Source organism: Lysobacter sp. FW306-1B-D06B (genome assembly GCF_038446665.1).
Classification (GTDB): Bacteria; Pseudomonadota; Gammaproteobacteria; order Xanthomonadales; family Xanthomonadaceae; genus Lysobacter_J.
In genome coordinates, this window is the sequence record NZ_CP151802.1 from 2,689,428 (window position 1) to 2,710,506 (window position 21,079).

The following is a 21,079-nucleotide window of genomic DNA, read 5'->3' on the forward strand; positions in this document are numbered from 1 at the left end:
CTGTGCGGTCGATCACTCCTAAAAGACGTGAACGTGGTTAGCTTGTGCCGCGTTCAGTTCCACCATTCGTCTTCCAAGGATCGACATATGAAGAATTTCCTCAAGGCCGCCTGCGTCGCCGTCGTCACCACTGCGCTGCTCGCGGGCTGTGCCACCGGCGGTGGCGGCTATTACGGTCAGCCGTATCCGCAGCAACAGCAGCCGCAGCCGCAGGGTCAGCAGCAGGGCATGAGCAAGACCAGCAAGGGCGCGATCATCGGCGCGCTCGCCGGTGTCGCCGCCGGCCTGCTCAGCGGCGATGACGCCACCGAGCGTCGTCAACGCGCGCTGGTCGGTGCAGGCGTCGGCGGCCTGGCCGGTGCGGCCATCGGCAACTACCAGGATCGCCAGGAAGCCGCGCTGCGCCAGCAGACCGCCGGCACCGGCGTCGACGTGGTCCGCCAGGGCAACAACATCACGCTCAACATGCCCAGCGGCATCACCTTCGACTTCGACAAGTCGAACCTGAAGCCGGAGTTCTATCCGGTGCTCGACAACGTCGCGCGCACGCTGCAGGAATACAACCAGACCGTCATCGAGGTCGCCGGCCACACCGACAGCATCGGCAGCGATGCCTACAACCAGAAGCTGTCGGAGCAGCGCGCCAACTCGGTCGCCAGCTACCTGCAGAGCCGCGGCCTGAATCGCGAGCGCTTCATCGTCGTCGGCGCCGGCAAGACCCGTCCGATCGCCAGCAACGACACCGAAGCCGGCCGCGCGCAGAACCGCCGCGTCGAGATCACGCTGGTGCCGATCCAGTCCTGATCCGAACCGCAATCGAACAAGGAACGGGCCGCGCGAGCGGCCCGTTTTCTTTGTGCGGGGGCGGAGCGGTCCGGCGATAAAGAAAAAGCCCGCTTTCGCGGGCTTCTTCATTCGAACGGTGGAGCGTTCGATCAGTTGTGGCTGTGCACGTCGTGCAGATCGCGCAGCTTGCTCTCGCGCGAGCCGAAGTAGGCGGCGAGGTCGGCGATCTGCTGGTCGGTCAGTTCCTTCGCCTGGCTCGACATCAGCGCGTGTTCGCGGTCGCCGTCGCGGTAGGCCTGCAGCGAGTGCGCGATGTAGTCGTAGTACTGGCCGGCGAGCTTGGGGTAGGTCTCGTCGATCGGGGCGTTGCCTTCGGCGCCGTGGCAGTCCACGCAGGACTGGCCGGTGGCCTTGCCCTTGGTCTGGGCCAGCTTCTCGCCGGAGGCGATATGACCGGCCGGCAGGCCGGCGGACGAGGAGGTGTGGCCTTCGGCGCGGTCGGCCGCCGAATGCTCGGCCGGCGTGTCGCCGCCGGAGCAGCCGACGAGCGCAATGGAAGCGAGCAGGGCGATGGCGAGGATCTTGTTCGTCATGGTCGTGCTCACTTCACGGTCGAAAGGAAAGCGGCGATGTCGGCGATGTCCTGGTCGGAGAAGCTCTGCGACTGGGCCTGCATCGTCGGATGCTTGCGCGTTCCCTTCTTGTATTCGGTCAGCGCGTTGGTCAGGTACAGCTCCGACTGCCCGCCGATTTTCGGGACGTGGTAGTTCGGATACGCGTTCTTGTAGCCGGTGACGCCGTGGCAGCCCTGGCAGGTATAGGTCAACTGCTTGCCCCTGGCAGCGTCGCCCTTGAGCGGGGCCGGGGTCGTCGTCGCGGCCGGAGCGGCAGCAGCGGCGGGAGCCTGGGCATCCTGTGCCGACGCGCTGAACGCGGCGGTGGTCAGGACGAAGCAGGCGGCGATCATCAGCGGTCGCATCATGTCGTAGTCCGCAATCTCGAATGGCTAGCGAAAGGTTTCTGAAGCTGGCTGCGCGCGGCGCCCTGTTAAGCCTGCCGCACATAAGTCGGCAAGTATAGCCTGCGATCCCATTGCAACGAAGTCGCCCCTTACTGCATCGAAGATGGGTGCGTGCCGCATTGCGATGTTCGATCGGCTAACGCACGACGTGGCTCCAGTCACCATGACCTTCGGCGGATGGAGGGTTTCTGGGGCGGTGATATACCTATATACAACACCGGCACAAAGGCCGGTCATCAGCCACCTTGGGGTCCAATTCATGCGTCACTTCACCCGAAATCGCAGCCGTGGTCTCGCCCGCGCCGCTGTCGTCCTGTTGCCGTGCCTGTTGCTGCTCAGCGCCTGCAAGGGCGGGGGCGAAGGCGAGGCCCAGGCCAAGGCCGGGGAGGACAAGAAGGGTCCCGAAGCCGTGCCGGTCGAGGTCGCCAAGGCCTCCCGTCGCGCCGTCGCCGCCAGCTACACCGGCACCGCGCCGCTGGAGCCGGTGGCCGAGTCGCAGGTGGTCGCCAAGACCTCGGGCGTTGCCCTCAACGTGATGGTCGAGGAAGGTCAGCAGGTCCGCGCCGGCCAGAGCCTGGTGCGTCTGGATTCGGCCCGCTCCGAGCTGGCCGCCGCGCAGACCGCCGCGCAGATGCGCAAGCTCGAGGCCAACTACGCCCGCGCCAAGCAGATGGCCGACCAGAAGCTGCTCAGCGCCAACGACAACGACCAGCTCCGTTTCGATCTTGAAGAAGCCCGCGCCGCCAACCGCATGGCGAACCTGGAGCTGTCCTACGCCAGCGTCGAAGCGCCGATCTCCGGCGTGATCGCCTCGCGTTCGATCAAGACCGGCAACTTCGTCCAGATCAACACGCCGATCTTCCGCATCGTCGACACCTCGCGCCTGGAGGCCACGCTCAACGTGCCCGAGCGCGAGCTGGTGACGCTGAAGGCCGGCCTCCCGGTCGCGCTGGTCGTCGACGCCCTGCCGGGCAAGACCTTCCAGGGCACGGTGGATCGCGTTTCGCCGGTGGTCGATTCGGGCAGCGGTACCTTCCGCGTCGTGTGCGCGTTCAAGGGCGACGGCATCCTGCAGCCGGGCATGTTCGGCCGCATCAAGATCGACTACGACCAGCGCGCCGACGCCCTCGTCGTACCGCGCGTGGCGCTGCTGGAAGACGACGGCGACCCGGCGGTGTTCGTGGTCACCGGCGACAAGACCAAGCGCGTGCCGGTCAAGCTGGGTTACATGGACGGTTCGTGGGCCGAAGTCCGCGAAGGCGTGAAGGAAGGCGAGCAGGTCGTGATCGCGGGCAAGACCGCGCTGCGCGACGGCTCGGTGGTGCAGGTGCTGGGCCAGCCGCAGGCGAAGAAGCCCGAAGTCGCCTCGGTCGCCAAGTCCGACAACAAGCAGTAATCGCGGAGAGCGAACGTGACGCAACCTGCGCACACACCTGGTTTCAACCTGGTGGAGTTCTCCACGCGCCGTCGAGTGACGGTGATGATGGTGACCCTCACCTTCGTGCTCTTCGGATTCATCGCGTTGGGCGACCTCAAGGTCAACCTGCTGCCTGACCTGAGCTACCCCACGCTGACGGTGCGCACCGAATACACCGGTGCCGCGCCGTCGGAAATCGAGACCTTGATCAGCGAGCCGGTCGAAGAGGCCGTCGGCGTGGTCAAGGGGCTGCGCAAGCTCAAGTCGGTTTCGCGCACCGGGCAGAGCGATGTCGTGCTCGAGTTCGCCTGGGGCACCGACATGGACCAGGCCAGCCTGGAAGTCCGCGACAAGATGGAGGTGCTGCAGCTGCCGCTGGAGGCCAAGGCCCCGGTGCTGCTGCGCTTCAATCCGTCGACCGAGCCGATTCTGCGCATCGCGCTGTCGCCCAAGACCGAGGCGACGAGCGACACCGAAGCCATGCGCCAGCTCACCGCGCTGCGCCGCTATGCCGACGACGACCTGAAGAAGAAGCTCGAGCCGGTCGAAGGCGTGGCTGCGGTGAAGGTCGGCGGCGGTCTGGAAGATGAAATCCAGGTCGACATCGACCAGCAGAAGATCGCGCAGCTGAACCTGCCGATCGACACCGTCATCCAGCGTCTGCAGCAGGAGAACATCAACATCTCCGGCGGCCGCCTGGAAGAAGGCTCGCAGCGTTACCTCGTGCGCACGGTGAACCAGTTCGCCAACGTGCCCGAGATCCGCGAGATGCTCGTCACCACGCAGAGCGGCGGCGACGGCGCGGCCGCGAGCGCGGCGGCGCAGATGGCCGCGATCGCGGCGCAGACCGGTTCGGCCGAAGCGATGGCCGCGGCGGCATCGGTGCAGAGCGCCAACTCCGCCGGCGGCGCGACTGTCGCCGGTGGCATGCCCGTGCGCCTGAAGGACGTCGCCGACGTGCGCCAGGGCTTCAAGGAACGCGAGGCGATCATCCGCCTGGCGGGCAAGGAAGCGGTCGAACTGGCGATCTACAAGGAAGGCGATGCGAACACCGTCGCCACTGCCGACGCCATCCAGAAGCGCCTGGACGAAATCAAGGAACAGGTGCCGCCGGACGTCGAGCTGACGACCATCGACGACCAGTCGACCTTCATCCGTCACGCCATCAGCGACGTCAAGTTCGACGCGGTGATCGGCGGCGCGCTGGCGATCCTGATCATCTTCCTGTTCCTGCGCGATGGCTGGAGCACGTTCGTCATCAGCCTGTCGCTGCCGGTGTCGATCATCACGACGTTCTTCTTCATGGGCCAGATGGGCCTGAGCCTCAACGTCATGTCGCTCGGCGGCCTGGCGCTGGCGACCGGCCTGGTGGTGGACGACTCCATCGTCGTACTGGAAAGCATCGCCAAGGCGCGCGAACGCGGCCTGGGCGTGCTGGAAGCCGCCATCGCCGGCACGCGTGAAGTGAGCATGGCCGTGGTCGCGTCCACGCTGACCACCATCGCGGTGTTCCTGCCGCTGGTGTTCGTGCAGGGCATCGCTGGGCAGCTGTTCCGCGACCAGGCGCTGACCGTGGCGCTCGCGATCGGCATCTCGCTGATCGTGTCGATGACGTTGATCCCGATGCTGAGCGCGCTCAAGGGACGTCCGCCGATGGCCTTCCCGGAGGAAGCGCCGCATCCGCGCTGGGAGCCCAAGTCGAAGATCGGCATGCCGCTGGCCTACACGCAGCGCGGCATCGGCTGGACCCTGCGCACGTTCTTCTTCGGTATCGCGTGGTTGATCGTGCGCGCGTGGCGTGGCCTGGTCGCCGTGGTCGGCCCGGTCATGCGCGCCGCGAGCGATCTGGCGATGGCGCCGTACGGCCGCGCCGAACGCGGCTATCTGAAGCTGCTGCCGAGCGCGTTGAAGCGTCCGACGCTGGTGCTGGGTTCTGCCGCGGTGGCGTTCGCGTTGACGCTGTTGGCGGTGCCGTTGCTCGGCGCGGACTTGATCCCGCAGCTGGCGCAGGACCGCTTCGAGATGACCGTGAAGCTCCCGCCCGGCACGCCGCTGCGCGACACCGATGCACTGGTGCGCGAACTGCAGCAGAAGCACGCCAAGGACGACGGCATCCGCGCGCTGTACGGCGTGAGCGGCAGTGGCACGCGACTGGACGCCAATCCGACCGAAAGCGGCGAGAACATCGGCAAGCTCACCGTCGTGATGGAGAACGGCGGCAGCAAGGCGGTGGAAGCGGCCGAAACCGAACGCCTGCGTACGACGATGCAGTCGCATCCGGGCGCGCAGGTCGACTTCGCCCGTCCGGAGCTCTTCAGCTTCTCCACGCCGCTGGAAATCGAGCTGCGCGGTCAGGACCTGGAAGGCATCCAGCAGGCCGGCCAGCGCATGGCCGCACTGCTGCGCGCCAACCCGCACTACGCCGACGTGAAGTCGACGGTGGAAGAGGGCTTCCCGGAGATCCAGATCCGCTTCGACCAGGACCGCGCCGGTGCGCTCGGCCTGACCACGCGCCAGATCGCCGACGTGGTGGTGAAGAAGGTGCGCGGCGACGTCGCCACGCGCTACAGCTTCCGCGATCGCAAGATCGACGTGCTGGTGCGCGCACGCGAAACCGACCGTGCCTCCGTCGACAGCATCCGCCGCCTCATCGTGAACCCGGGCAGCAACCGTCCGGTCACGCTGGACTCGGTGGCGGACGTGGTCGCGACCACAGGCCCGAGCGAAATCCATCGCGCCGACCAGGTGCGTGTGGCGATCGTCTCGGCGAACCTGCGCGACATCGACCTGGGCACCGCCGTGCGCGAAGTCCAGGACATGGTGTCCAAGCAGCCCATCGGTGCCGGCGTCACCATGCACATCGGCGGGCAGGGCGAGGAACTGGCCGAATCGGTGAACGCGCTGCTGTTCGCGTTCGGCCTGGCGGTCTTCCTGGTGTACCTGGTGATGGCGTCGCAGTTCGAATCGCTGCTGCATCCGTTCGTCATCCTGTTCACCATTCCGCTGGCGCTGGTCGGTGCGGTGCTCGCGCTGCTGATCACCAACTCGCCGGTGTCGGTGGTGGTGTTCATCGGCCTGATCCTGCTGGTCGGCCTGGTGGTGAAGAACGCGATCATCCTGGTCGACAAGGTGAACCAGTTGCGCGAGGCGGGCGTTCCCAAGCGCGAGGCGCTGGTGGAAGGCGCGCGTTCCCGACTGCGTCCGATCATCATGACCACGACCTGCACGCTGTTCGGCTTCCTGCCGCTGGCGCTGGCCATGGGCGAGGGTGCCGAAGTGCGTTCGCCGATGGCGATCACCGTGATCGGCGGCCTGCTGGTCTCCACGCTGCTGACGCTGGTGGTGATCCCGGTGGTGTACGACCTGCTGGATCGCCGTCCGGACGAGTATTACGTCAAGCGTGCCAAGCGCACGCACGTCCCTTCGGGCGAGTCGGCGGAAGGCGCCGGCGGCCAGGTCGAGCCGGTCTGAGGAGCATGCCGACATGACCATTGCGGAGCTCAGCATCAAGCGGCCGGTCACGGCGATCATGTTCTTCGTGTCGCTGTTCGTGATTGGCCTGATCGCGGCGATCCGCCTGCCGCTTGAAGCCTTCCCGGAAGTCTCGCCGCCCTTCATCTTCGTCCAGGTTCCCTACACCGGCTCCACCCCCGAGGAGGTGGAGCGCACGCTGCTGCGTCCGGTGGAGGAAGCCCTGTCGACGATGACCGGCATCAAGCGCATGGACGCGAACGCCCGTGCCGACGGCGCCGAGATCTTCATGCAGTTCTCCGACTGGAACCGCGATGTGGCGATCGCGGCGTCGGAGGCGCGCGAGCGCATCGACGCGATCCGCGACGACCTGCCGGAGGACCTGCAGCGCTACAACGTCTTCAAGTTTTCCACGACCGACGAGCCGGTCCTGCGTGTCCGTCTGGCCAGCAAGAGCGACCTGACCGGCTCGTACGACATGATCGAGCGCGAGTTCAAGCGCCGCATCGAGCGCATCCCGGGCGTGGCGCGCGTGGACGTGACGGGCGCGGCGCCGAACGAGGTGGAGATCGCGATCGATCCCGATCGCCTGACCGCGCACAACCTCAGCCTCAACGAGCTCAACGAGCGGCTGAAGGCGGTGAACTTCTCCATCTCCGCCGGCCAGATCGACGATGGCGGTCGCCGTCTGCGCGTGCAGCCGGTGGGTGAGATCGCCGACCTGCAACAGCTGCGCGACCTGGTCATCAACAACGCCGGCGTTCGCCTGGGCGACATCGCACAGGTGCGCCTGAAGCCGCAGCGCATGAATTACGGGCGCCGTCTCGACGGCCGTCCGGCGATCGGCCTGGACATCTTCAAGGAACGCAACGCGAATCTGGTCGATGTGTCCAGCAAGGCATTGGCGGAAGTGGAGGCGATCCGCAAGCAGCCCGAGCTGAGCGACATCCGCATCATCATCATCGACAACCAGGGCGATAACGTCACCAAGTCGCTGCTGGAACTGGCCGAGGCCGGCGGCATCGGCTTGCTGCTGTCGATCGCGGTGCTGTTCTTCTTCCTGCGCCACTGGCCGTCGACGCTGATGGTGACCCTGGCCATCCCGATCTGCTTCGTGATGACGCTGGGCTTCATGTACTTCACCGGCGTCACGCTCAACATCCTGTCGATGATGGGCCTGCTGCTGGCGGTGGGCATGCTGGTGGACAACGCGGTCGTGGTGGTGGAAAGCATCTACCAGGAACGCGAGCGCATGCCGGACAACCCGGTGGGGGCGTCGATCCTGGGCACCAAGCACGTCGCCATCGCGCTGTCGGCGGGCACGCTGTGCCACTGCATCGTGTTCCTGCCGAACCTGTTCGGCGAGCGCAACTTCCTGAGCATCTACCTGTCGCAGATCGCGATCACGATCTCGGTGTCGCTGCTGGCCTCGTGGCTGGTGGCGGTGAGCCTGATCCCGATGATCTCCGCGCGACTGAAGACGCCGCCGGCGGTGAGGTCGGAACACGGCCTGATCCCGCGCATGCAGAAGCGCTATGCGACGTTCCTGCGCTGGACGCTGGAACACCGCGGCAAGGCCGTGCTCGGCATCCTGCTGATCATCGCCGTGAGCATCGTGCCGTTCATGCTGACCAAGAAGAACATGTTCGGTGGCGACGACGGCACCGAGACGAACATCTTCTACCAGTGGAAGGGCGCGTACACCAAGGAGCAGATGTCGGACGAGATCCTCAAGATCGAGAAGTTCCTCGACGGCAACCGCAAGAAGTACAACATCACCCAGATCTACTCGTATTACAGCGAGCAGGGTTGGGGTGGTACGCGCATCACCTTCGACGTCGCCAAGATCAGCGAGTCCAAGGGCATCATCGAGCAGCTTCGCAAGGACCTGCCGAAGTCGGCCCGCGCCAACATCGGCATCGGCAACCAGGGCGGTGGCGGCGGCGGTGGCGGCGGTCCCGGCCAGAACGTGCAGGTGCAGCTGGTGGGTGATTCGACCGAGACGCTGGTCGAGCTGGCCAACGACATCGTGCCCATCCTCGCCAAGCGCAAGGAACTGCGCGATGTGCGCGTGGACATCGGCGACCAGAACAGCGAGCTGTCGGTGCGCGTGGATCGTGAGCGCGCGGCGTCCTTCGGCTTCAGCGCGCAGGAAGTGGCGAGCTTCGTCGGCCTGGCGTTGCGCGGCGCACCGCTGCGTGAGTTCCGTCGCGGCGACACCGAGGTTCCGGTGTGGGTCCGTTTCGCCGGCGCCGAGAAGTTCGGCATGGAAGACGTCGCCAGCTTCACCGTACGCGCGCCGGACGGCCGCACCGTTCCGTTGCTGGCGATGGTGGACGTGGCGATCAAGCCGTCGGCCACGCAGATCCAGCGCGCCAACCGGCAGACGACGGTCGCCATCCAGGCCAACCTCGGCGAGAAGGTCACCGTGCCCGAAGCGCGCAAGGCGATGGAGGAAGTGCTCAAGTCGGTGGCGTTCCCGGCCGGCTACAACTTCACCTTCGAGTCCGGCGCCTTCGAGGACGAGGCCGAAGCGAACAAGCAGATGATGTTCAACCTGCTGATCGCGCTGATCATGATCTACGTGGTGATGGCGGCGGTGTTCGAGTCGCTGCTGTTCCCCTCAGCCATCATGAGCGGCGTGTTGTTCTCGGTGTTCGGCGTGTTCTGGCTGTTCTGGCTCACCGGCACGGAGTTCAACATCATGGCCTTCATCGGCATCCTGGTGCTGATGGGCGTGGTGGTGAACAACGGCATCGTGATGATCGAGCACATCAACAACCTGCGGCGTCGCGGCCTGTCGCGCACCGACGCGCTGGTGGAAGGCAGCAAGGAACGCCTGCGCCCGATCCTGATGACGATGGGCACGGCGATCCTGGCGATGGTGCCGATCTCGCTGACGCAGACGCAGATCGGCGGCGACGGTCCGGCGTACTACCCGATGGCGCGCGCGATCGCCGGCGGCCTGGCGTTCTCGACGGTGGTCAGCCTGCTGTTCCTGCCGACGATCTACGCGATGCTCGACGATCTGCGCACCAATACCGCGCGCATGGTCCGTCGCGCGCGGGGGAAGCAGGTGGAAGGTCCGACCGGCGGCGCGACGATCACCGCACTCTCGGTGGATTGATTCGCGCAGTGGCACGGAAATGAAAAGGGCCGGAGTGGAAGCTCCGGCCCTTTTTCTTGCAAGCCTTGCGGCGTCGTATCAGCCCAGCAAGCGCCCGCCAATGCGGAACACGCCCACCCATGCGCCGATCGCCGAGCCCAGGTTGGTCAGCAGGAACGTCACCAGCACGCGCGCCACGCGGTTGCGATACCAGCCGCGCACGCTCTGCACGTCGTCGCGCAGGGACATGAAGTCGGCATAGGTCGGCTTGCGGATGCGCGCCTCGGTGAGTGCGCTGAAGGTGCCGGTGGGCACGCCCAGGCGGAACGGCTTGAGCGGCGCGAACACCGCGGCCGTCAGGATGCTCAGCGGATGCGCCGTCGCCAGCGCGCAGCCGATGGCAGCGAAGCCGGCGGTGCAGGCGACCCATTGCAGCAGCAGATCGGCGCCCATGGCGAAACCGCCGCGCCAGATGCCCACGCCGATGCCGGCGGCGATCAGCGCCACGACGATGATGCCCAGCCACGGCGTGCGGCTCTTCTTGCGAACGGATTCCAGTTCGGTGCGGATCGCTTCGGGATCGCGCGTTTCTTCGCGCAGGTGACGGGCCAGTCCCTGCAGGTGGCCGGCGCCGACCACCGCCAATACTTCGCGCGCGTCGCCGTGCGTTTCGCGCAGTCGCGCGGCCATGTAGCGGTCGCGCTCGGCGATGACGGCTTCGTAGAGTTCCGGGCTGTCGCTGGCGAATTCGCTGAAACTCGATTCGAGCATGTCGCCCTGCTTGAGCTTCTCGATGTCGGCTTCGCCTACTTCCTCATCGACGAAGAGCGCGGTGATCAGGCCCGAGGCGAGCTTGATGCGACCCCAGAAACCGAGCCCCGCACTCGCGCGCTTGAAGGTCAGGCCGACGTCGCGATCGATCAGGTGCACGGGCAGGTCGCGTTCGCGCGCTTCCAGCACGGCGCGCTTGAGCTCGGCGCCGGGCTCGATGCCCAACTGCTCGGCCAGGCGTCGCTGGTAGGCGGCCAGCGCGAGGTTGGCGGCGAACAACGCGGTCTTGCCCTTGCGGATGACCTCGACCAGGTCCATCCGCGCCATCGCATCCGGGTCGGTCAGCGCCTGCAGGCGCTGCGGGTCCAGTTCGACCGCCACCGCGTCGAAGGCGCCGCTGACCACGGCATCGCGCACGGCCTCCACGCTCGCCAGCGAGACGTGTGCGGTGCCCAGCAGGGTGTAGCGGACGCCGTCGCGTTCGACGATGGCGTGGGGCTGGCTTTCGAGCAACGCCTGCAGCGACTCAGACATCGGGCCGCCCGACGGAACGGGTGGAGGGCAGAGCGGGGATGTGCATCAGCGGTCCTGCAGCAAGACGGCGCCCCGGGGGCGCCGTCGGTGGAAATCGGTTGCAGGAAGCTTAGGGCCTCATTCGGGACCGGGCAATGAACCCGCGTCTCAGGCCACGCCGAAGGGCAGGTTCGGCGTGGAAACCAGGCGGTCGCCGACCGTTTCACCGCGCAGGAAGCGCATCACGGCGGCGATCACCGCATCGTCTTCCAGCACGCGCCGGTGACCCAGGCCACGGGTGGTCAGCAGGCGCGAGTCGGGCCAGTAACGGGCATAACGCTCGCCTTCGGACCAGGGCACGTCGCGGTCCTCCAGGTCGTGCACGATCAGCGCGGGCCGGCCGATCAGCGGCGCGGTGTGATGCGCCTGCTGTTCGTCGAATGTCAGGCCGATGCGGCTTTCGAAGTAGTCGAACATGCGTTGCACGAGTGAACGCCCGATCCACAGCAGGTCCGCGAAACGCTCCGCCGCGGCCACCGGGTCGGCCGCTGGCGCGATCAAGACGGCGCGTTCGGCCTGCAGCCCGCGCGCGAGGGCGTTCGCCGTCGCCGCGCCGCCGAGCGAATGTCCGATCACGACTGCCGCCGGTCCAAAGTGCGCGCCGACCGCGAGCAGATGACGGGTGAAGCAGGGCAGTGTCGCCTGATCGCCGGGGCTGCGGCCGTGTGCGGGCTGATCGAAGGCCACCACGGCGTAACCGGCCTGCCGCAGGCGCGGCAGCCATGCGGCGACGCGCGTGCCGTGGCTGGACCAGCCATGCGCGAAAAGCACGTAGGGCTGGCGGCGCGGATCGCCCCAGACGTAGGCGGTCACGGTGTGGCCGTCGACCTCGATGCTGTCCTCGCGCGCGCCGAAGGTGGGCGCTGCCAGAGCGCGGCTGCGGGAGGAGGGCAGCGGCGTGCAGAACAGGCGGGCGGCCCGGACGAGGGTCGCCCGCGGCGCCACCAAACTGCCGACCGCGAACCACAGCCTCAGTCCATACAATCCGGTTACTTTACGAACGGTCGTGCTAATTTTGGCGATGAGCGGGTACACGGTGGGGCCTCCGTGGGGGAGTCAGGCGGTGGGGGCGTAGGAGCGGAACAGCCGCTCGAGCGCGCGGCGGCCGTGGTCGGCGGCAGTATCGAAACCGAACAGGCCGGCATCGTGATGGACGGCGAGGGCCAGGGCATACAACTCGAAGGCCATCTGGTCGGCGTCGGTGTCGGCGGAAAGCTCGCCGGTCTCGATCGCCAGGCCCACGGCGCGGGCGACTTCCACCCGCCAGCGACGTTCATGCTGGACGAGGCGATCGCGCAGCGGGCCGGGACGGTCGTCGTACTCGCTGGCGGCGCTGAGCAGCAGGCAGCTGCCTTCGGACTGCCGGACCCAGTCGTACCAGGCCTCGAGGACCGCGCGCAGGCGTGCCAGCCCGCGCGGTTGCTTCAGCGCGGGGCGCAGGACGAAGTCGACGAAACGCTCGCCAGCGGCATCGAGCACGGCCAGTTGCAGGTCTTCGCGGGAGCCGAAGTGGGCGAACACGCCGCTCTTCGACATGCCCACCGCCTGCGCCAATGGTCCGATCGACAGGCCTTCCAGCCCGGCCGCGCAGGCGATGCCGTAGGCCCGGTCGATGATGGCCTCACGGGTGGCGGCGCCTTTGCTGGTGGCGGTCAGAACAGTCATGGCGGGAAAATAGCACGGCCGTTCGTTTTATTTTGACCGTTCGTCGGGCCCGGGAGACCAGCCTCGCCAGTGGAGCCCTCCTGCGCCGTCCCGGCGGCGGGCGACGAATTCGTCATAGGTTGAGCCCGGCGGGGCCTGGCACTGGAAGACATCATGGTCCCGGGCCATCTCCTGGGGCTCGGGCCACCAGGGGCGCTCCAGCCGTTGCGGAGCGGCCTGCGAGGCACGGATCGGCCTGCAATGAGGCGGAAGCGGCCATTCCGCTCCGGCGGGCAGGTCGAATGCCAGCGCGCTCATGCTCGCGTCGACCTCGTGCACTTCGCGCAGGCGGGTAGCGCCCGCCGGCACCCAGTCGGGAATCCAGCCGCGGCGGATCGCGCCGTCGGCGACGGCATCGGACATCGACGGATAGAACGCGTCCTGGACCATGTCGTCGATACAGCCCGACGCCGCCAAGGCCGCCGCCAGAACGACGGCCACGCGCAAGACGCGCTCGCGCATCTAGGCGTCCTCGACGGCGCTTTCGTTGCCTTTCCCCAACGCTCGTTGCATCTGCACCGTGTCCAGCCAGCGCCCGTGTTTGCGGCCGAGTCCCTGGAAGACGCCGACGGTACGGAAGCCAAGCTTCTCGTGCAGGGCAATCGAAGCCAGGTTGGTCACGTCGCCCACGACCGCGACCATCTGCCGCAGGCCGAGCGCCGTGCAGTCGTCGACCAGCCGCTGCAGCAGCGCGCGTCCGACGCCGCGTCCAACGTGGTCGGGGTGCACGTAGACGGTGTCCTCGACGGTCCAGCGATAGCCCTCGCGCGTGCGATAGCTGCTGGCGTAGGCATAGCCGGCGAACACGCCGTTGCGCTCCGCCACCAGATACGGATAGCCCTGCGCGACCACGGCCTGCCAGCGACGCGCCATCTCTGCCGCGTCCGGCTCGTGGTATTCGTAGGTGGCGACGTGGTCGCGGACTTCCTGCGCGTACAGCGCGGTGATGGCCGGCAGGTCGGCGGCGACTGCAGCGCGGATGCGCAGGTCGGCTTGCGGCGCGGCGGACTCGGAGGCGGGCGTGGGCATACCGACAAGCCTAACCGGCGTGGGCGTCGGTTGCCTGGTCAGCCCAGCAGCGGTGCGACCTCGCGCGCGTAATCGGCGAAGCGACGCGGCGCGCGGCCGGTGATGCGTTCGATGTCGCCGGTGACTCGGGCCGCTTCGCCGCTGCGGAAGTAGCGTTCCAGGTCGATCAGTCGATCGGCGATCTCGTCGGGCAGGCCCCAGTCGGCCATGCCGTAGCGCAGCTCGTTGGGCGGCAGGGCGACGTGCGTGATCGTGCGGCCGAGTGCATGCGATAGCGTTTCGGCGAGTTCGTCGTACGTGAAGGCGTCAGGTCCCGTGAGCGTGTAGGCATGGCCCGCGTGCTGGCCGGGGTGCAGTAGCGCCTGCACCGCGACAGCCGCGATGTCGCGCACGTCGACGTGGCTGATCCGCGCGTCGTCGCTGGCGCTGTAGAACGCCCATTCGGTGCGGATCGTCGGGCTCATGAAGGTCATGACGTTCTGCATGAAGCTGTTCGGGCGCAGGAACGTCCAGCCGATGCCGCTGGCCTCTATCGCCATCTCGATCGGCCGATGCACCTGCGCCAGGCTGTAGTCCTCGCCCTGCGCGCCCATCACCGATTGCTTGACGATGTGGCGAATGCCTGCGGAACGCGCCGCGTCGACGGCGGCCAGTTCCAGTTCCGTCTGGTCGACGGCGTTGTGCCCGAGCAGGAACAGCGACTCGCAGCCGGCGAACGCCTCGCGCAGCGAATCGGGGTCTTCGAAGTCGATGAGCGCGACGTCGATGCCCTGGGCGCGGGCGGCGTCGGCCTTGTCGTCGGAATGGAAGGCGGCGCGGATCGGCGCGCCGGCGGCCTGCAACTGGGCGAGGACTTCGCTGCCGAGCGTGCCACCGGCACCGGTGATGCAGATCATGCCCGCCGCTCCCATCAGGATTGGAGCGGCGAAATTAGCGACCCTGGGGTGACCGCCTCGTGGAGGCGGCACGCAGGCGGTCAGTCGCGATAGCGCTTGAGCAAGTCGCCGTACGCGTCGATGCGGCGGTCGCGCAGGAACGGCCAGATGCGACGCACGTGTTCGCTGCGTTCCATGTCGACTTCGGCCATCAGGATCTCGGGCTCGTCCGTCTTCGCCTCGGCGAGGAATTCACCCTGCGGCCCCAGCACATGGCTACTGCCCCAGAACTGGATGCCGGACGTACCCAGCGGTGAGGTTTCGTGGCCCACACGATTGCAACTGAGCACGGGCAACCCGTTGGCGACGGAGTGGCCGCGATGGCTGAGGATCCAGGCATTGCGCTGGCGGTCCTTCTCGGCCTGTTCGTCGTCCGGGTCCCAGCCGATGGCGGTCGGGTAGAGCAGCAGCTCCGCCCCGGCCAGCGCCATCAGGCGCGCGCCTTCGGGGTACCACTGGTCCCAGCACACCATCAGGCCGAGACGGCCGACGGAGGTGTTGATCGGCTCGAAACCGATGTCGCCCGGCGTGAAATAGAACTTCTCGTAGAAGCCCGGATCGTCCGGAATGTGCATCTTGCGGTACTTGCCGGCGACGCTGCCGTCGGCTTCGAACACCACCGCGGTGTTGTGGTACAGACCGGTCGCACGCTTCTCGAACAGCGAGCTGACCAGCACCACGCCATGCTGCTTGGCCAGCGGGCCCAGGCGCTGCGTGCTCGGGCCGGGGATGGTTTCGGCCAGGTCGAATTCGCGCACGTCCTCGTGTTGGCAGAAGTACGGGCCGTTGTGCAGCTCCTGCAGCAGCACGAGCTTGGCGCCACGCTTGGCGGCCTCGGCCACGCGCTGCTCGATCACCGACAGGTTCGCTTCGGCGTCGCCATGGTTGCGCTCCTGGATCAGCGCTACGGGGAGGGTGGTTTTCTTCATCTTCATCCCGGAATCGTGGTTCGCGCGCAGGGCGCTGCGGCCCGCAATTGTAGGCCGCGCGCATGACGCACGTGAAAACGTGGATGGAACGCTGCGGACGGCGGGGCCGTCCGTAGATGGTCAGGCGACGACGCCCTCGGGCAACTGCATCGTGATGCAGTGCAGGCTGCCGTTCTGCCAGATCAGCGATCGGCAGGGCACCGGCACGATTTCGCGGCCCGGGAAGGCTTCGGCCAGCACGGCCTGCGCCTTGGCGTCGGCCGCGTCGCCATAGGCGGGCATCAGCACGGCGCCGTTGACGATCAGGAAATTGGCGTAGCTGGCGGCCAGGCGGCGGCCTTCGTCGACGATGGGCTGAGCCCACGGCAGCGGGAACAGGCGGTACGGCTTGCCGTCCTTCGTGCGCAGCGCGGCGATCTCTTCGCCCATCGCCTTGAGTTCGGCGTAGTGCGAATCGGACGCGTCGTCGCAGGCCTGGAACACGATGGCGTCGTTCGGCGCGAAGCGGGCGAGGGTGTCGACGTGGGCGTCGGTGTCGTCGCCTTCCAGGTAGCCGTGGTCGAGCCACAGAACGCGGTCCTGCTGGAGCCAGTCCGCGAGCTTGCTGGTCAGCTCTTCGCGGGACGCCTCGGGGTGGCGCTCGTGCAGGCACTGCCAGGTGGTCAGCAGCGTGCCGTCGCCGTCGGTGTCGATCGCGCCGCCTTCCAGAGCAAAATCAATGGATTGGCGCGAACTCTTGAAGAAAAGTCCCGCGTCGGTCAGGCGCTCGACCAGCAGGTCGTCCTGGCTGGCATCGAACTTCCCGCCCCAGCCGGTGAAGCGGAAGTCGAGCAGGCGGAAGCTGTCGGCCTCGCGCAGGGTGATCGGGCCGGAGTCGCGCAGCCACGTATCGTCGTAGGGCGCTTCGACGAAGCGCACCTTCGACATGTCGATCCGGGCCGAGGACAGGCGCGCACGCGCGTACGCCTCCACGTCCTCGTCCGCCACGCACACGATCGCGTCCTGGAAGCGGGTAATGGCCGCGACTAAGGCGATGTAGGTTTCCTCGACTTCGCCCAGGCGATCGGCCCAGTCGGTGTCGGCATTGGGCCAGGCGATCAGGACGGCCGACTGGGGTTCCCACTCGGCGGGAAAGCGTGCGTGTGCGGTCTGGTTCATAGCCTCATCGGATGGCCGGCTTGGGCCCGATTTCCTCGGCGCTCGCCTTGTTGGCCACCACGTCGATCACCTTGTTCTTCTCGAAGTACACGGTGAAGGACGGATAGACCCAGCGATTGATGGTCGGCCACTGGCGCTTCTGTCCACCCTCGGCCTCCAGCTTCTGCGCGGGCGCGCCGTAGCTGGCTTCCACCTGCGCCATGGTCTGGCCACGTGCAGGCAGGACGGCCTGGTTTTCTTCCTGGACGCGCTCGACCAGCAAGGTGTCGGCCGAGGCGACACCGGACAGGGCGAGCACAGCGAACAGCGGAACGGCGACGATGCGATGCTTCATGACGAGCCCCCTAGAATCCCCTTGGTAGTGCGGGATTGTACGCACAACCCCCGACGGCCCGGCAGCGCGCGGCCGTCACGTTTTGGAGGTTTGGATCGAAGCGGCGAGAGCCGTTCTTCGCGCGGGGACGCCACAAAGCAGAAGGCCGCCCGGGGGCGGCCTCCGCTTCGCGTTTCAGTCCGGCGCCTGGGCGCCGAACGGATGGATCAGCGCTGACGCGCCTTGAAACGCGGGTTCGACTTGCAAATCACGAAGACCTTGCCACGGCGGCGAACGACCTTGCAGTCGCGGTGACGGGCCTTCGCCGACTTCAGAGAGGACAGGACCTTCATGACAGACCTCGGCTACAGGTAAATAGGTGGATACGGAACGAAGCCCGCGATTCTAGCCGGTAAATTCCCGATCGATCAAGTGGTTGCACGAAAGAATTGTCGTGGCCCGCCGTCGAGGCAGGGCGCACGCCCGCTTTTCGGGTCGCGCAGGCGGGGCTGCATAATGTTCGTATGAACAGCCCAAACCTGCAAAACAGCGTTCCCGTCCTCACCATCGACGGCCCCTCCGGCTCCGGCAAGGGCACCATCAGCCGTCTCGTCGCCGCCCGCCAGGGTTGGCACTACCTGGATTCCGGGGCCCTGTACCGCGCGGTCGCCGTGGCCGCCGGCTGGGCGGACGTCGATCTGGCCGATCCGGCGGCATTGGTGCGCTGCACCTTCGATACCCAGATCGAGTTCATCGAGGATCCGTCCACCCGCGAGCTGCGGATCGTGGTGAACGAGGTGGACGCCACCGACGAACTGCGCACCGAGACGGCCGGGGCGGCCGCGTCCGCCATTGCGGCCATTCCCGAGGTGCGGGCCGCCCTGAAGGACCGCCAGCGCGTCTTCCGGCAGCCCCCGGGCCTGGTGGCCGACGGGCGGGACATGGGCACGGTGATCTTCCCGGACGCCCCCTACAAGGTGTTTCTGACCGCCAGCGCCGAAGAAAGAGCGGAAAGGCGCTATAAGCAGTTGAAAGACAAGGGGGTTTCCGTTAATTTAGACGGTCTGCTGCGGGAGATCCTCGCCCGCGACGCCCGCGATGCCAGTCGCGCGGTGGCACCGTTGCGACCGGCCGATGACGCCGTTCGCATCGACACCACCGGTCTTGGCATTGAAGACGTCGTCGAACGCGTGCTGGCATTGCTGCCTGCGCGCTGAGTGCGTTTCGACCGCTGCAGAAGCAAGTGCCATCGCAATCCCGCGATGGTTCAACCACAACACATGGCGTGGCTTCATCGCGCCACACAACGGGTGGGTCGACCACGCGCTGCTTGATGCCTTCCAACGTGGATGGCCCTGACAGCCGGTGCGGCCCGTGTGTTCAACCGAGTATTTCAACAATGACCGAATCATTTGCCGAACTGTTTGAACAGAGCCAGACCAATCTGGCCAAGCTGAAGCCGGGCGCCATCGTCACCGGCGTCGTCGTGGAAGTCCGCGGCGACGTGGTGGTGATCAACGCCGGCCTGAAGTCTGAAGGCATCGTGCCGATCGAACAGTTCCGGAACGACGCCGGTGAGATCGACGTGGGCGTGGGCGACGAAGTCAAGGTCGCACTCGACTCGATCGAGAACGGCTTCGGCGAGACCGTGCTCTCGCGCGAGAAGGCCAAGCGCGCCATGGTGTGGGACGAACTCGAGCAGGCGCTCGAGAAGAACGAGACCATCACCGGCCGCATCAGCGGCAAGGTCAAGGGCGGTTTCACCGTCGACATCAAGGACGTGCGCGGCTTCCTGCCGGGCTCCCTGGTCGACGTGCGCCCGGTGCGCGACTCGGCTTACCTCGAGGGCAAGGAACTCGAGTTCAAGCTCATCAAGCTCGATCGCAAGCGCAACAACATCGTCGTCTCCCGCCGTGCGGTGGTCGAGAGCGAGTACAGCGTTGAGCGCGAGCAGCTGCTCGAGAAGCTGCAGGAAGGCGCGATCCTCAAGGGTGTGGTCAAGAACCTCACCGACTACGGCGCGTTCGTGGACCTGGGCGGCATCGACGGCCTGCTGCACATCACCGACATGGCGTGGAAGCGCGTGCGTCACCCGTCGGAAGTCGTGGAAGTCGGCCAGGAGCTGGACGTCCGCGTGCTCAAGTACGACCGCGAGCGCAACCGCGTCAGCCTCGGCCTGAAGCAGCTGGGCGAGGATCCGTGGGACAACATCGCCCGTCGCTACCCGGCCAACACCCGCGTGTTCGGCAAGGTCTCCAACGTCACCGATTACGGCGCGTTCGTCGAGATCGAGCCGGGCGTGGAAGGCCTGGTGCACGTGTCCGAGATGGACTGGACCAACAAGAACGTCAACCCGTCCAAGATCGTGCAGGTCGGCGACGAGGTTCAGGTCATGGTCCTGGACGTCGACGAGGAGCGTCGCCGCATCTCGCTGGGCATGAAGCAGGTCACCAGCAATCCGTGGGAAACCTTCGCCGCCATCCACAAGAAGGGCGACAAGGTGTCGGGCCAGATCAAGTCGATCACCGACTTCGGCATCTTCATCGGCCTGGACGGCGGTATCGATGGCCTGGTGCACCTGTCCGACCTCAGCTGGAACACCACCGGCGAAGACGTGGTCCGCAACTTCAAGAAGGGCGACACGCTGGAAGCCGTTGTTCTTGCCGTGGACCCGGAGCGCGAGCGCATCAGCCTGGGCGTCAAGCAGCTTGAGCAGGACCCGATGGGCCAGTACGTGGCGTCCAACGCCAAGGGCTCCATCGTCAAGGGCACCGTGAAGGAAGTCGACGCCAAGGGCGCGACCGTCGAACTGGACAATGGCGTGGAGGGCTACATCGCCGCCCGCGACATCGCCAAGGAGCGCGTCGAAGACGCTTCGCAGTACCTGAAGCTCGGCCAGGAAATCGAAGCCAAGATCATCGGCACGGACCGCAAGGGCCGTTCGATGCAGCTGTCGATCAAGGCCAAGGACGAAGCCGAGCAGCAGGAAGCCCTGGCGGATTACAACCGCGCCTCGGCCGATGCCTCCAGCGGCACGACCAAGCTGGGCGCGCTGCTGCGCGAGCAGCTGGGCAACAAGTCCGAGTAATACCCGCTGTAGCGTTGCAAACGAAGGCGGTCCGGCTCGTCCGGGCCGCCTTCGACATACGAGCCCCTCGCAACCGGCCGCCTTCGCGCGGCGATTCCAGCCCGAGCGTGCATGACCAAGTCCGAACTCATCGAGATCCTCTCCCAGCGTCAGGCCCATCTGAAGGGCGAGGACGTGGATCTGGCGGTGAAGGCGCTCCTGGAAATGATGGGAGGCTCGCTCGCCACCGGAGAGCGGATCGAAATCCGCGGCTTCGGCAGTTTTTCCCTGCATTACCGTCCGCCGCGCCTGGGTCGTAACCCGAAGACGGGCGAGTCCGTCGCGCTGCCGGGCAAGCACGTCCCGCACTTCAAGCCCGGCAAGGAACTGCGCGAGCGCGTCAGCGGCGTGGTGCCGCTGGACGAAGCCGAGTAGGGCAGGGCATCGCGGCGCCCTGGCGCCGTCCTTCCTCTGGACCTGCGAACAAGGTCCGTTAAGCTAACGCAGACCAACGCGGTCCCTGGAGGCCGTCATGCGCCTGCTCCGTTTCCTCATCGCGATCGCGTGTCTGGCGGCAGGTGCCATCGTGGGCGCGTTGAATCGCGCGCCGGTGATGGTCGATCTGGGATTCTCGCGGTTGTCGACCAACCTCGGCGTGTCGCTGCTGGTCGCACTGCTGTTGGGCGTGCTGATCGGTGGTCTGGCGATCAGCGCCAGCGTGGTCCTGCCGTTGCGCCGTCGCCTGGCGCGCGCCGAACGTCCGGGTGCGAACATCGCGCCCACTTCCGGAAGTTGATGC

The 21,079-nt window shown here is 66.8% G+C and carries 20 protein-coding genes; 8 read left to right on the forward strand and 12 right to left on the reverse strand.

Annotated elements, in window-relative coordinates; all coding sequences use genetic code 11:
• Positions 1-87: 87 nt before the first annotated feature.
• Complete coding sequence (locus AAFF32_RS12270) at positions 88-804, forward strand: OmpA family protein (RefSeq protein ID WP_216958010.1); 717 nt, start codon at positions 88-90, stop codon at positions 802-804.
• Positions 805-935: 131 nt separating this feature from the next.
• On the opposite strand, the gene AAFF32_RS12275 is transcribed toward AAFF32_RS12270, so the two are convergent.
• Together AAFF32_RS12275 and AAFF32_RS12280 are read right to left on the reverse strand one after the other, a co-directional pair.
• The gene (locus tag AAFF32_RS12275; RefSeq protein ID WP_216958008.1) at positions 936-1,379 is read right to left on the reverse strand and encodes a cytochrome c; all 444 of its coding nucleotides are present in this window, start codon (positions 1,377-1,379) and stop codon (positions 936-938) included.
• 8 nt (positions 1,380-1,387) lie between these two features.
• Entirely contained in the window at positions 1,388-1,765 is a 378-nt protein-coding gene (locus tag AAFF32_RS12280; RefSeq protein WP_216961687.1) for a cytochrome c, read from the reverse strand.
• A 301-nt stretch (positions 1,766-2,066) separates the two neighbouring features.
• Here AAFF32_RS12280 and AAFF32_RS12285 point away from each other — a divergent pair, with 301 nt between their 5' ends.
• Genes AAFF32_RS12285 through AAFF32_RS12295 form a run of 3 tightly spaced genes read left to right on the forward strand, consistent with a single transcriptional unit; the run spans position 2,067 to position 9,822 of the window.
• Positions 2,067-3,203: an efflux RND transporter periplasmic adaptor subunit gene (locus AAFF32_RS12285; RefSeq protein ID WP_216958006.1), complete on the forward strand. Its 1,137-nt coding sequence runs from the start codon at positions 2,067-2,069 to the stop codon at positions 3,201-3,203.
• A gap of 15 nt (positions 3,204-3,218) precedes the next feature.
• Entirely contained in the window at positions 3,219-6,695 is a 3,477-nt protein-coding gene (locus AAFF32_RS12290; protein WP_342315328.1) for an efflux RND transporter permease subunit, read from the forward strand.
• Positions 6,696-6,708: 13 nt separating this feature from the next.
• Positions 6,709-9,822 (forward strand): efflux RND transporter permease subunit, encoded by a 3,114-nt coding sequence (locus tag AAFF32_RS12295; RefSeq protein WP_342315329.1) that lies wholly within the window; start codon positions 6,709-6,711, stop codon positions 9,820-9,822.
• 78 nt (positions 9,823-9,900) lie between these two features.
• Here the strand turns inward: AAFF32_RS12295 and AAFF32_RS12300 are convergent, their stop codons facing one another.
• The 10 genes from AAFF32_RS12300 to ykgO all read right to left on the reverse strand — a co-directional run bounded on the left by AAFF32_RS12300 (position 9,901) and on the right by ykgO (position 17,566).
• Positions 9,901-11,106 carry a TraB/GumN family protein gene (locus tag AAFF32_RS12300; protein ID WP_216958002.1) on the reverse strand — a complete coding sequence of 402 codons (1,206 nt, stop codon included), beginning with the start codon at positions 11,104-11,106 and terminating at the stop codon, positions 9,901-9,903.
• A gap of 147 nt (positions 11,107-11,253) precedes the next feature.
• Positions 11,254-12,180, reverse strand: coding sequence for an alpha/beta fold hydrolase (locus tag AAFF32_RS12305; RefSeq protein WP_342315330.1), 927 nt, complete (start codon positions 12,178-12,180; stop codon positions 11,254-11,256).
• Between the two features lie 21 nt (positions 12,181-12,201).
• The gene (locus AAFF32_RS12310) at positions 12,202-12,810 is read right to left on the reverse strand and encodes a TetR/AcrR family transcriptional regulator (RefSeq protein ID WP_216958000.1); all 609 of its coding nucleotides are present in this window, start codon (positions 12,808-12,810) and stop codon (positions 12,202-12,204) included.
• 27 nt (positions 12,811-12,837) lie between these two features.
• Positions 12,838-13,311 (reverse strand): hypothetical protein, encoded by a 474-nt coding sequence (locus AAFF32_RS12315; protein ID WP_342315331.1) that lies wholly within the window; start codon positions 13,309-13,311, stop codon positions 12,838-12,840.
• Positions 13,312-13,878, reverse strand: coding sequence for an N-acetyltransferase family protein (locus tag AAFF32_RS12320; RefSeq protein ID WP_342315332.1), 567 nt, complete (start codon positions 13,876-13,878; stop codon positions 13,312-13,314). It abuts the gene before it with no gap.
• Between the two features lie 38 nt (positions 13,879-13,916).
• Positions 13,917-14,774: an SDR family oxidoreductase gene (locus tag AAFF32_RS12325; RefSeq protein ID WP_342315333.1), complete on the reverse strand. Its 858-nt coding sequence runs from the start codon at positions 14,772-14,774 to the stop codon at positions 13,917-13,919.
• A gap of 80 nt (positions 14,775-14,854) precedes the next feature.
• Positions 14,855-15,742: a carbon-nitrogen hydrolase gene (locus AAFF32_RS12330; protein WP_216961680.1), complete on the reverse strand. Its 888-nt coding sequence runs from the start codon at positions 15,740-15,742 to the stop codon at positions 14,855-14,857.
• A gap of 120 nt (positions 15,743-15,862) precedes the next feature.
• Positions 15,863-16,900, reverse strand: a complete 1,038-nt coding sequence (locus AAFF32_RS12335; protein ID WP_216957992.1) for an agmatine deiminase family protein — start codon at positions 16,898-16,900, stop codon at positions 15,863-15,865.
• Positions 16,901-16,904: 4 nt separating this feature from the next.
• Complete coding sequence (locus AAFF32_RS12340; RefSeq protein WP_216957990.1) at positions 16,905-17,234, reverse strand: hypothetical protein; 330 nt, start codon at positions 17,232-17,234, stop codon at positions 16,905-16,907.
• Positions 17,235-17,440: 206 nt separating this feature from the next.
• Positions 17,441-17,566 carry a type B 50S ribosomal protein L36 gene (gene ykgO / locus AAFF32_RS12345; RefSeq protein ID WP_010342887.1) on the reverse strand — a complete coding sequence of 42 codons (126 nt, stop codon included), beginning with the start codon at positions 17,564-17,566 and terminating at the stop codon, positions 17,441-17,443.
• Between the two features lie 186 nt (positions 17,567-17,752).
• Here ykgO and cmk point away from each other — a divergent pair, with 186 nt between their 5' ends.
• From cmk to AAFF32_RS12365, 4 genes are all read left to right on the forward strand, one after another.
• Positions 17,753-18,430, forward strand: coding sequence for a (d)CMP kinase (gene cmk, locus AAFF32_RS12350; protein WP_342317274.1), 678 nt, complete (start codon positions 17,753-17,755; stop codon positions 18,428-18,430).
• 182 nt (positions 18,431-18,612) lie between these two features.
• On the forward strand, positions 18,613-20,301 hold the full coding sequence (rpsA, locus tag AAFF32_RS12355) for a 30S ribosomal protein S1 (RefSeq protein ID WP_342315334.1): 1,689 nt from the start codon (positions 18,613-18,615) through the stop codon (positions 20,299-20,301).
• Between the two features lie 93 nt (positions 20,302-20,394).
• On the forward strand, positions 20,395-20,715 hold the full coding sequence (locus AAFF32_RS12360) for an integration host factor subunit beta (RefSeq protein ID WP_216961677.1): 321 nt from the start codon (positions 20,395-20,397) through the stop codon (positions 20,713-20,715).
• A gap of 97 nt (positions 20,716-20,812) precedes the next feature.
• Positions 20,813-21,076: a lipopolysaccharide assembly protein LapA domain-containing protein gene (locus AAFF32_RS12365; RefSeq protein WP_216957984.1), complete on the forward strand. Its 264-nt coding sequence runs from the start codon at positions 20,813-20,815 to the stop codon at positions 21,074-21,076.
• Positions 21,077-21,079: the final 3 nt, after the last annotated feature.